The 10,071-nt window shown below is 66.7% G+C and carries 8 protein-coding genes and 1 pseudogene; 1 reads left to right on the top strand and 8 read right to left on the bottom strand.

All coding sequences use genetic code 11. From position 1 onward, the window contains the following. The 7 genes and pseudogenes from RR1_RS20930 to RR1_RS20900 all read right to left on the bottom strand — a co-directional run. The coding region (locus RR1_RS20930) for a gamma-glutamyltransferase family protein (protein WP_072713750.1) at positions 1-1,555 on the bottom strand (1,555 nt) is incomplete at its 3' end. Positions 1,556-1,581: 26 nt separating this feature from the next. After that, entirely contained in the window at positions 1,582-1,941 is a 360-nt protein-coding gene (locus tag RR1_RS20925) for a Rieske (2Fe-2S) protein (protein ID WP_010839445.1), read from the bottom strand. A 25-nt stretch (positions 1,942-1,966) separates the two neighbouring features. After that, positions 1,967-3,419: pseudogene (locus RR1_RS20920) on the bottom strand (aldehyde dehydrogenase family protein). After that, positions 3,416-4,645: an NAD(P)/FAD-dependent oxidoreductase gene (locus RR1_RS20915; RefSeq protein ID WP_010839448.1), complete on the bottom strand. Its 1,230-nt coding sequence runs from the start codon at positions 4,643-4,645 to the stop codon at positions 3,416-3,418. The pseudogene RR1_RS20920 and the gene RR1_RS20915 overlap by 4 nt, the downstream one beginning before the upstream one ends. After that, positions 4,642-5,016: a Rieske (2Fe-2S) protein gene (locus tag RR1_RS20910; protein WP_010839449.1), complete on the bottom strand. Its 375-nt coding sequence runs from the start codon at positions 5,014-5,016 to the stop codon at positions 4,642-4,644. The genes RR1_RS20915 and RR1_RS20910 overlap by 4 nt, the downstream gene beginning before the upstream one ends. Positions 5,017-5,085: 69 nt before the next feature. Continuing rightward, positions 5,086-5,805, bottom strand: a complete 720-nt coding sequence (locus tag RR1_RS20905) for an iron-containing redox enzyme family protein (RefSeq protein WP_010839450.1) — start codon at positions 5,803-5,805, stop codon at positions 5,086-5,088. Between the two features lie 142 nt (positions 5,806-5,947). Continuing rightward, positions 5,948-6,442 carry a GlcG/HbpS family heme-binding protein gene (locus RR1_RS20900; protein ID WP_010839451.1) on the bottom strand — a complete coding sequence of 165 codons (495 nt, stop codon included), beginning with the start codon at positions 6,440-6,442 and terminating at the stop codon, positions 5,948-5,950. A gap of 225 nt (positions 6,443-6,667) precedes the next feature. On the opposite strand from RR1_RS20900, the gene RR1_RS20895 reads away from it, so the two are divergent. After that, complete coding sequence (locus RR1_RS20895; protein WP_010839452.1) at positions 6,668-8,320, top strand: PucR family transcriptional regulator; 1,653 nt, start codon at positions 6,668-6,670, stop codon at positions 8,318-8,320. On the opposite strand, the gene RR1_RS20890 is transcribed toward RR1_RS20895, so the two are convergent. Then, the gene (locus RR1_RS20890; protein ID WP_010839453.1) at positions 8,311-9,708 is read right to left on the bottom strand and encodes an MFS transporter; all 1,398 of its coding nucleotides are present in this window, start codon (positions 9,706-9,708) and stop codon (positions 8,311-8,313) included. The two genes, RR1_RS20895 and RR1_RS20890, sit on opposite strands and share 10 nt — an antisense overlap. Positions 9,709-10,071 lie beyond the last annotated feature (363 nt).

The raw sequence follows: 10,071 nt of genomic DNA, 5'->3' as shown, positions 1-10,071 counted from the left end.
CGACTCCTTCCTGTCGGGGATCGCTGCCACCGAGCAGGTATCCCGTCGGATCCACGGAGATCACCTGGGCGCTGCCCGGCTCTCCCAACGGCGCGATGTCGCGAACCTCGTGGCCTCTGCGCCGCAGTTCGGCACGGGTGGCGCCGTCGACGGTCGCTTCGACTCGAATCTCGTGATCCATCCCCACGGTGTCGGCGTCCGAACCCGGAAACACCGTGAACCGAGGGGCCGACACCGCCTCCTGTGGGTCCAGTCCGTGGTCGAGAAGATGTGACAGCAGTTGCATGTTCCACTGCACCTGTCCGTCACCGCCGGGTGTGTTGCCGACGGCAGCCAGGTGTCCGGCGTCGTCGGTCACCACCCACGCGTTCAGAGTGTGCAACGGCTTTCGCCGTGGTTTCACCGCGTTGGGGTGGCCGTCGACGAGGTACGCGCCCCGGCCGAGCCTGTTGTTCAGCAGGATTCCGGTTCCCGGGACGGTGAACTTCGCTCCGAACGTGAATGCCAACGAATGTATGAAGCTGACCGAGCGCCCCTCGCCGTCGACGACGACGAGCGACGTGGTGTCGCCGGCGCCGACTGCGAAAGCCCGCCGATCTCTCGTGCGGTCGTTCATCATCATGCGCCGCTGTGCAATGGATTCCGTGTCGAGTGCTCGACGAGCGCCGTCGTTGTCCGAACCGCAGAAGGCGAGTCGGTCTTCGAACGAGAGCCGAGCGGCGATCGCCATGCGCTCGATCGCATCGGCGCTCAGCCACGGCATCGTCCCGAGTTCGGGGCCGCACAACCGAGCCTGCTGAAGGACCATCCACCCCGCTGACGGCACAGGTGTCTGATGGATCGTCATTCCGCCGTACCGGGTGGTGAGCGCCGATTCCGGAGAGACGACACCCGACGCTTCCCATTCGTCGCCGCTGAACGGCGCACCTCCGGCCACCAGTGCATCGACGCAGTGTTCGGCGAGCGGTCCGCGATAGAAAGACCGCGGGTCCGCCGCAAGCATGCGAATGGTGTTCCCGAGATCCGGCCGAGGATGCCGTGACCCCACCACGGGTGCCCGGCCGCCATCGGTGAACGCCGTTCGGAGACAGTTGTCGAGACACAGCGCATCCAGCGTGTCGCGTACGTCGTCGTGGGTCTTACGGGAGTGCGGGAGACCGCGATCGGCGATCCGAGCCGCGGGTTCCCACAGTTCGCGTAGGTCCCGAGTCGCTCCGTGGCTGTGCAGCAGAGCCAAGGCGGCAGGCGCACCGGGTACCGCGACCGCGAGCGGCCCGTCGAGCGGAACCGCCGACAGTCCACGTTCCGCGTAGAAGTCGGGCGTGCCGCCGTCGGGCCCGAAGCCGCTGCCGTTGACGGTCCAGACCGACCCGTCCGGCTCGGCGACGACCGCGAACGCATCCCCACCGATCCCGCACTGGCCGGGAAGGGCCAGCCAAGTCGTGGCCGCTGCGGCAAGCGCCGCGTCTACCGCGTTTCCTCCTGCGGCCAGCGTCTGCAGGCCGGCCACGGTGGCCAGTGGATGGCTGGTGGCCACCATTCCCTCGGTGGCCATGGTGGGAGGCCGGTGTCCGTACGCGGTCACGAGGTGGACCGCAGCTTCCGGCGCCTCGGGCCTTCGGGGGGCTCCGCGGGATCGATCCCCACGTAGATGTCGCCGTCGCGTTCTTCGCACGGGTAGGTCTTGATCGGCTCCGTCGCAGGTGGGCAGATCGGTTCCCCGGTCTCGAGATCGAAAGCGCTTCCATGACAGGAACACCCGATACCGTCCTGGACAAGTTTGCCGGACGACAGCAGGCAATCCAGATGCGAGCAGTAGTTGGACGTGGCGTAGGCCTTTCCGTCGAGCCGGGAGACGGCGACTTCGTACTCGTCGGCGTAGAACCGCCGAACGATCCCCTCGGGTACCTGGCCCGACCGCGCAACTCTCTTGTATTCCATGGCTTCTCCTGTCGTCGGGTGTCGGTCAGTCGTCGGGCGTGGTGAGGTAGACCGTTTTCTCCGACTGGTAGAACTGCATCATCGAGGGTCCGGCTTGTTCCTTGAACGTCTGTGTGCTCGAAGCCTTGTACCCCCCGAACGGAGCGTTCATGGCCATCCCCGTCGTCGGCTGATTGATCTTGACCAGGCCGGTGCGAGACTCCGCGGCGAATTCCATCGCACGCTGCAGATCCCGTGTGACGACTGCGGCACTCATACCGAACGCGGTCGCGTTGGCCAGTTCGATCGCCTGGACGTGATCGCGAGCGCGCTGCACGGCAAGGACAGGGCCGAAGATCTCCTCGCGCACGATGCGCATGTCCGGTGTGGTCTCGGTGAACACCGCGGGTCGAGCGAAATAGCCACCGCGACCGTCGAAGTCGGACGTCGCGGTGCGAAGGACGGCGCCTTCTGCGACGCCCGACGCGACGTACTCGTGGTACTTGCGGAGCTGGGCGGCGCTGGCCAGCGGCCCCATCGTCACGCCGGGGTCTCGGCCGTCTCCGACGACGATTCCCTCGATTCGAGTCAGAACGGCACTCACGAGGTCGTCGTGGATCTCGTCGACCACGATCAGCCGGCTGGTCCCCGTGCATGCCTGGCCGGAGAGCCCGAAGGCGCCTTTGACCACGGTGGCGGCCGCCATCTCGATGTCCGCGTCGCGCAACACGACGGTGGGGTTCTTGCCGCCCATCTCCAACTGCACACGGCGATGCGGTCCGACCTGCCGGTGGATCGCGTGGCCGACCCCGGTCGAGCCGGTGAAGGTCACCGCATCCACGCGATCGTCCGCGACCACCGCTGCGCCTGCGTCGCCACCGCCGTGCGATCGCGTCCTCGGGCAGCCCTCCGGCGAGAAGCGCCTCGACGAGCCGCTGCCCGAGCAGCGGCGTCACCTCGGACGGCTTGAACAGCACGGTGTTTCCGGCAGCCAGTGCGGGGCCGATCTTGCGTGAGGGGATGTTCAGGGGGAAGTTCCACGGCGTGATCGCGGCTACGCAACCGACGGGTTCACGGATCGTGTAGACTATGGTCCCGGGGGCGGACGGATACGTACTTCCTCCGGCGCGGACCGCCTCGGCCGCGTAGAAGCGGAGGTTCGACGGCGTGCGGCCGACCTCCACCGAGGCCTCGGCGCGCGTCTTTCCCTCCTCGCGGACCATCTCGTCGACGAGCTGTGCTGCACTCGATTCCAATTCCGCCGCCGCGGCTTCGAGGATGCGCGCCCGACGTTCGGGAGCGGTTGCCGCCCACTGCTGCGCGCCCTTCGTCAGTCCGTCGACGGCGGCATGGACGTCTGCCGCGCCGGACGCCGGAAAGCTGCCGACGACCTCATCGGGCTCCGCGGGGTTCACGCTGTCGAAGTACTCGCCGGACTCGGCGGGAATCCACCGTCCTGCAACGAAGTTCGCGCCCGAGACGTCCGTACGATCGGTCATGCCACGATTCCTTCCTCGACCAGTTCCCAGAGGTCGCAACTCTCGTCGGCCAGCGCCGTGGGCGAGAACGAGCGGCCCAGCAGCTCGCGTGCCGCCATGATGTCTTCGCCGCGATCGATCGCGAAGGCGGCCGTGACGACGCCCTCGCGCAGGTAGAACGCCGAGAAGGCGCGTTCCGCGACGTCTCCGCGAAACACCAGTTCGCCTGCGCCGACGTGATTTCCGGTGAACTGAAGATTGTGTTCGTACTGATCGGACCAGAACCACGGTGCGCTCGTATCGGGCCGAGGCTCGCCCATGATGGTCCGGGCGACGACGGCCCCTTGGCGATTCGCGGCGTCGACATGCTCCATTCGCAGATGTCGTCCCGCGGTGACGGAATAGCGGGATGCCACGTCGCCCACCGCATGGATGCCGGGTACGGACGTTCGCGCCATCTCGTCCACGACGATCCCGTTGTCGACCCGGACGCCTGCCGCAGCGGCCAGCTCGACGCTGGGTTCGATTCCGATACCGACGACGACCTCGTCGACGTCCAGGACCCGGCCGTCGGACAATCGGAGGCGCGCTCGGTGCTCGTCGACCTCGGCTGCTGCGAGGTGGACGCCGCAACGAAGATCGACTCCGTTCTCCCGATGAAGGTCGGCGCACATTCCCGCGATCCGCGTTCCCAGCCGGGCTCGCAGGACCTGTTGCTCGCATTCGACGACGGTGACCTCGACTCCACGTGCCCGCGCCGCGGCGGCGATCTCGAGTCCGATGAATCCGCCGCCGATCAGCGCGACACGGGTGGAGGTCGCAAGGCCGTCACGCAAGCGGGCAGCGTCGTCGACGGTCCGCAGGTAGTGGACGCGTGGAGTCCCCTTCGGCAGCATCGGCAACTCACGCGGGCGGGCTCCGGTCGCGATCACCACGGCGTCGGCGGACAGGGACGCTCCGCCCTCGACGATCAGCGTCCGGGAGGCGGTGTCAATCGAGCTCACTCGGGCCCCGTTACGGACGGTCACGTCGTTGTCCTCGACCCACTTCCGAGTGAGCAGCGGCAGGGACGTGTCGTCGAGTTCGCCTGTCAGGAACTCCTTCGACAGAGGTGGGCGTTGATAGGGGTCCCGAATCTCGTCGCCGAGCAGGGTCACCGTGCCGTCGAATCCGCGACGCCGCAGAGTCCGAGCGGTGGCAGCAGCCGCATGGCCGGCGCCGACGATCGCGACAGTGTCGATGCTCATGAAGTCGTCCTCCGTGGGGAGTCGTCGCTGGTCTTTCTCAGGTCCACGTAGACGGAGTCGTCGTGGATGCGAACCCGGAAGGTGGGCTGGCAGACGTCCTGATCCGGTTCGTAGCCGGTCTCCAGGTCGAACCGCCACTGATGGCCGGGGCAGATGACGCTGCCGTGCAGCAGTGTTCCCTTGGCCAGCGACCGGTCCTGGTGCACGCACACGTCGGCGAAGGCGTAGACGCGGTCGCCGGCCATGAAGAGCGCTATCGCTTCGTCCTCCACCTCGACACGGAGTTTGCGGCGTCGCGCGAGCTCTCGCGTCGTGGTGGCGAGAACCCAGTGAGCGGCGTCGGTGGCGACCGCGGGTGAATCGTCAGCCATGTGTCCCCTTCGTCAGGACGGGCCTGCCGTGGGAGCCGGCAGGCCGGCTCCCACGGCGATCCGTGGTGATCAGATCGTGGACAGTTCCAGGTCTTCGGCCACGTAGGTGTCGTAGAGACCCTTCGTGTACGAGAACCGCATTTCCGCACCCCAGCGCACCAACTGCAGGCAACGCTGCTGCAACTGCGTCGTGTCGGCACAGTCGAGGACGATCTGATAGCCGCGCTCACCGTGGACCACGTCAGACGTGATGTGAAGGTCGAAGAACTCGATCTCGTCCTCGGTGAAGCCGTACACCTCGCGCAGCGGAACGATCTGCTTCTTGTAGATGCTCGGCACCTGCGACTCGAGGCCGACGACGAGTGCTGCCGTGGCGACGACGAAGTGCTCGCGCTGCGACACCGCGTAGCACCACGACTGCAGGCCGCGGGTGATGGCGCTCATGTTGTCGGGGTTCTCGATGCGTTCCTTGGTCGTACCGCACGCCTCCCCGAACTTGATGAGGAGATCCGTGTGACGGATGTCGGCCAACTCCTCCTCGTACATGTTCTGCAGAGTGAAGTCCTTGGCGTCGGTGAAGTGGTCCGGAGTGTTGGTGTAGATGTTCGCCAGGTAGTCGGCGAACGGTCCGACGTAGTGGTAGTGGTTCTCGGCCCAGCGGGCGAAGTGGTCCTTCGTCAGCTTGCCCTCGGCCCAGGCCTTGCTGAACGACGCGTTCTTGGCTTCTCGTCCCTTGATCGCGTCCTCGAGCGCGGCTCGGAACTCGTCACGTCCCATGAGTGTCGTCATGGTCGATGTCCTTTCGACGGTGGGTTCGGTTCCGCATCGCGTGCGGTGGTGCTGGACTGGCGGTGCGCTCGTCGAAAAGCCCTCATGGAGAGACCGTTTCGACAATCGAGACGCTAGGAGGATCTGGAGGACGGTGCCACGGTCACTGTGTCCGACGATCCTGGTGAAACACGTCGAATGTGCACGTCTCAGCGACGCCGGCGGATGCCAGTGCGTCGAACTCGGCGAGCATCGCGGCGCCGACGGCCTTGTCCTGCTCGCCGTTGCCGCCGCTGATGCCGACGCCACCGACGACCTGCCCCTCGTGGACGAGCGGGAATCCGCCGACGAAGATCGCGAACTTGCCCGGCAGCATGTGGGAGATGCCGAAGGCCTCGTTGCCGGGAAGTGCGGGGCCGTTCGGCGGTTCGTTGAACAGGTGTGTCGCACGCTCGTGACCTGCGGCGGTGTAGGCCTTGGCCATGGCGATCTCGACCCCCGTGATCCTCGCGTGTGGAAGCCGATGCAGCGCAATGACGTTTCCGCTGTCGTCGCATACGCACAGGGTTTGCCGGACGCCGATCTCGGCGGCCTTCGCCGCGCCGGCGGCCAGGATCGGGAGCGCGTCGTCGAGGGTGATCCGCAGAATCCGATGCATGGTCGGTCCTCCTCCGATAGCGGTTCGAGTGGGAATCGCCGCGATTCGGTCGGCGGCGTGGTCCTCATGAAACGCGCTGTCCTGCTGTTACGGAGGTGTCAACATGACCTGAGAATCGCGGGTAGGTCGGTTATCCTGCACATGGTGGTGGACGGGTTGTCTTGGTATCCAGAACCGGATCGCCCCTCGAGTCTCGTTCCGAGCGCCCGGTGAAAGCAGGTCACGATGGAATCACACCCTCGGCTCACTCTCGGCGGCCTCCTGGACGAACCGCTCATGGACGGCGCGCGCATCGTGTCCGACGGGACCGATACACAGGCTCCGGTCACCTGGGCGCTGCCTCTCACCGAGGTGATGAACCGGTACGACGATCTGTCCGCCACGGTCGTGTACGCGCGTCCCGAATCACTCTCCGCGAAGACTGCTGGAATGAGTTCCCTTGCTGCTCGGGGTGCTTCGGCGATCATCGTCGACGGGTCCCTGCCCGACGCGGTGACCCGGGACCTGATACCCGCGGATCTCGTGGTCGTCGAGTTGAGCTTTCCGATCGGATTCGGCGCGTTGAATCGACTGCTGGCCGAGCGGACGCTGACACAGGAGGTGCACGTCATGCGCTACGCGACGCATGTGCACCAATCACTTGCAGGGCTGCTGCATCGCGGTGCGGGAATGTCGATGCTCCTGCGCGAGGTCGCGGCACTCTCGCACTCACCCGCCGTCGTGCTCGACCCACGCGGTGAGGTGGTCGCGCACCACGGAATCGACAAGCCGCTTCTCGAGGCTGTCGTCGTTCCCCTGCGCGACCGGCTCTCCGAACACGGCGACGTTCGGGGTGCCCAGGAGGCGTCCACCCTCGGCGTCGTGACGCCGGAGGGCGAACGCAGTTGCACGATCGCGCCGATCAGGCTCGGCAAGCACTTCGAGGGGTGGGTGATGATCCTGCACGGTTGCGATCGGCCAGGGGTTCACGATCTTGCACAGCACGAAGTCGTGGTGAGCCAGGCGACGGCGATCATCGGGTCGGAGATCCTGCGACAGCGCAGCGTCGAAGAGGCCGAGGAGCGGGCTCGCGGCGACTTCGTCCAGGCACTCATCCACGGGAGTTTCGGGTCCGAGTACAAGATGAGGGCCCGTGCCGAGTACAACGACATCGACCTCGACGCGACCTTCGCGGTGTTCGCCACGAGGACCTCCGCGGTGCGTGCCGACGCCACGGAGCCGCACGCCGACCGACGGTTGCTGCGGTTGGCCCGATACGCCGCAAGCGTTCTGCCGCACCGAGACGTTCGCTCGTACGTCACGGTGCTGGGGGACGTCCTCGTCGTGGTTCGCACCGTCAGAGCCGACACCGCCACCGAGATCGAGGCGGAGGTACGGCGATACGCGGAGGCGATGGCGAACGACCTGACCGTCCGCGGTCACTCCTCGTCGGCTGTCGCTTTCGGTGCGGCCGCGGCCGGTGCAGCCCGGATTCGCGAGAGCTACCGCGAAGCACGCGTGGCGCTCGACATCGCCGACCGCATGCACATGTCCGGTGCGATCGCGTATCGCGAACTCCGCTCGTTCGGTGTCCTGGAACAGATCGCCGAGAGCGAGCGCAGCCGGCAGTTCACGGCGGACGTGATCGGTCCGGTCCGGGGAACCGAACTCCACGCGATCCTTCTCGCCTACCTGGAACAGGGAGGCAACGTCAACGCTGCTGCACGCGAATTGAACATGCATCGAAACACGTTGCTCTCGAAGCTCAACCGGTTGTCGCGCGCGTGCAACTGTGATGTGCGCGAGCCCGAGAATCAGTTCACGCTGTGGCTGGCGCTGCGGCTGGACCTGCTCGACCGGCTCGGGACGTCGCTGGCGCGGGAGATGAGCTACCGCTGATACTCGAGGGCCGGCTGAGCGCGTGAGCGTTTCTCCGGGTCCGTGCCCACGAACGACGCGAGCAGTCCGAGTACCGCGACAGTGGCCGCAGCGGAGAACAGAATCGGGTAGTCCCAGTGGTGCAGCGCGACGGACACCCACGCGGCGCCCACCGCGGAGCCTCCGAATCTCATCAAGTTGAACAGCCCCAAGGCACTTCCCTGTTGCCCCGCGGCCGACCGCGTGGACCCCGTCGCCGCGGGTGTCTGGACCATCGCGACACCGACGCCGGCGAGCACGAGTGCGCCCGCGATCCATACGAGTCGGTCCGTGACGCCGCTGATGACCGCGAGCAGTACCTGCGCGAGGGCGATCGTGGTCAATCCCGCACGGAGGACCAGGCGTGGCCCGATCCGGTCGCTGAAATGCCCGACGACGGGTGCGAGCAGCGCCATCGTCACAGGGAGAGCGACGAGCAGAACCCCGGCCACCCCGGTGCTCGTCCCTCCGGTCACCAGAAACAGCGGCACGGCGAGCAGAGTCGCGCCCAGTGCGAACATCTGGGCGAAGCTCGCGACGGCGCTCCGCGCGAATCGTGGTTCGGCCACCGCACGCATGTCCACGAAGGGGACGCGAACCCTCGAACAGTGCACGATCGCATAGGTCAGGAGCACCACCGACGAGCAGAGAGCGGCCGGAGCCGTCCAGCCCGCGGTCGTTGCGGAGCCGAGCAGCGTGACGCCCAGGATGGCCGTCGCCGCACCCGCTGTCATGGTCGTTGCGCCGACAGCATCGAGCTTCACCATCAGCTTCGGAGACTGTGGGACGTAGCGCATGGTGAGGGCGAAACCGAGCAGTGCGACAGGAACGAGCGGGACGAAGACCCAGCGCCAGCCGACGGCATCGGCGAGTAGGCCGCCCGCCGAGGGCCCGACGGCCTGCCCGATTCCGTTCACACTCGCCCACGCTCCGACCGCTCGTGCTCGCCGACTCGGACCGAACAACCAGGCGATGAGGCCCATCACGGCGGGGGCGAAGGCCGCAGCCGCCAATCCTGCCAGGGCCCGCCAGGCCACCAGCACCTCCAGACTGGGCGCGGTTGCGGCGCCCACCGAGCACACGGCGGTGACCAGGAGCGCGCCGCAATAGATACGACGCCGCCCGAACCGGTCTCCCACGTAGCCCGCGAGCGGCATGGTCGCGGAGAAGGTGAGCAGGAACCCGACCACGACCAGGATTCCGCTGCCGAGCGGTGCGTCGAAGTCGGAGAGGATGTCGGAGAGCGGGACGTTGACGACGCCGTTGCTCACTGTTCCCACGAACGTACCGGTGAGTAGCGCCGCGAGCGCGGGAGGTGTGCCCGTGTCCTCCACGAGCACCACCGCCCGCTTCCGCCGTGCCGACGTCATCGCATCCCCTGTCCACGTTCGCCGCCGAGTTCTCGGAGCAGCCGACGGCTGCAGTCGCGATGTTTCCACCCCAGGCACGGAATTCGGGGGCTCCGTGGAGGGCAGTGTGCACAGCGCGGGTGGGCAGACATGTGCGAGATGTCCATCGCCGCGGCGAAGAGATGAGCTGTCGCCGCAGAACCCTGCCGACAACGTCGTCGTCATCCGGTGACTCCGCGGGTGACGGGCTCGGCGAAATGTCCGAGTCGGTTCACTGTGCACAACAAAAGTGGAACTGTGTGTGCATCATTCGGATTGACCGGTGGGATCGCCGGGCGGAGGGTCTTCACCACCACAGCCCGGTTCGTTCCCCTCCCGTTAACT

Source organism: Rhodococcus rhodnii NBRC 100604, assembly GCF_001894925.1.
GTDB classification, from domain to species: Bacteria; Actinomycetota; Actinomycetes; order Mycobacteriales; family Mycobacteriaceae; genus Rhodococcus_F; species Rhodococcus_F rhodnii.
The sequence above is the reverse complement of the archived record's forward strand: the minus strand, read 5'-3'. Positions and strand labels throughout refer to the sequence as shown.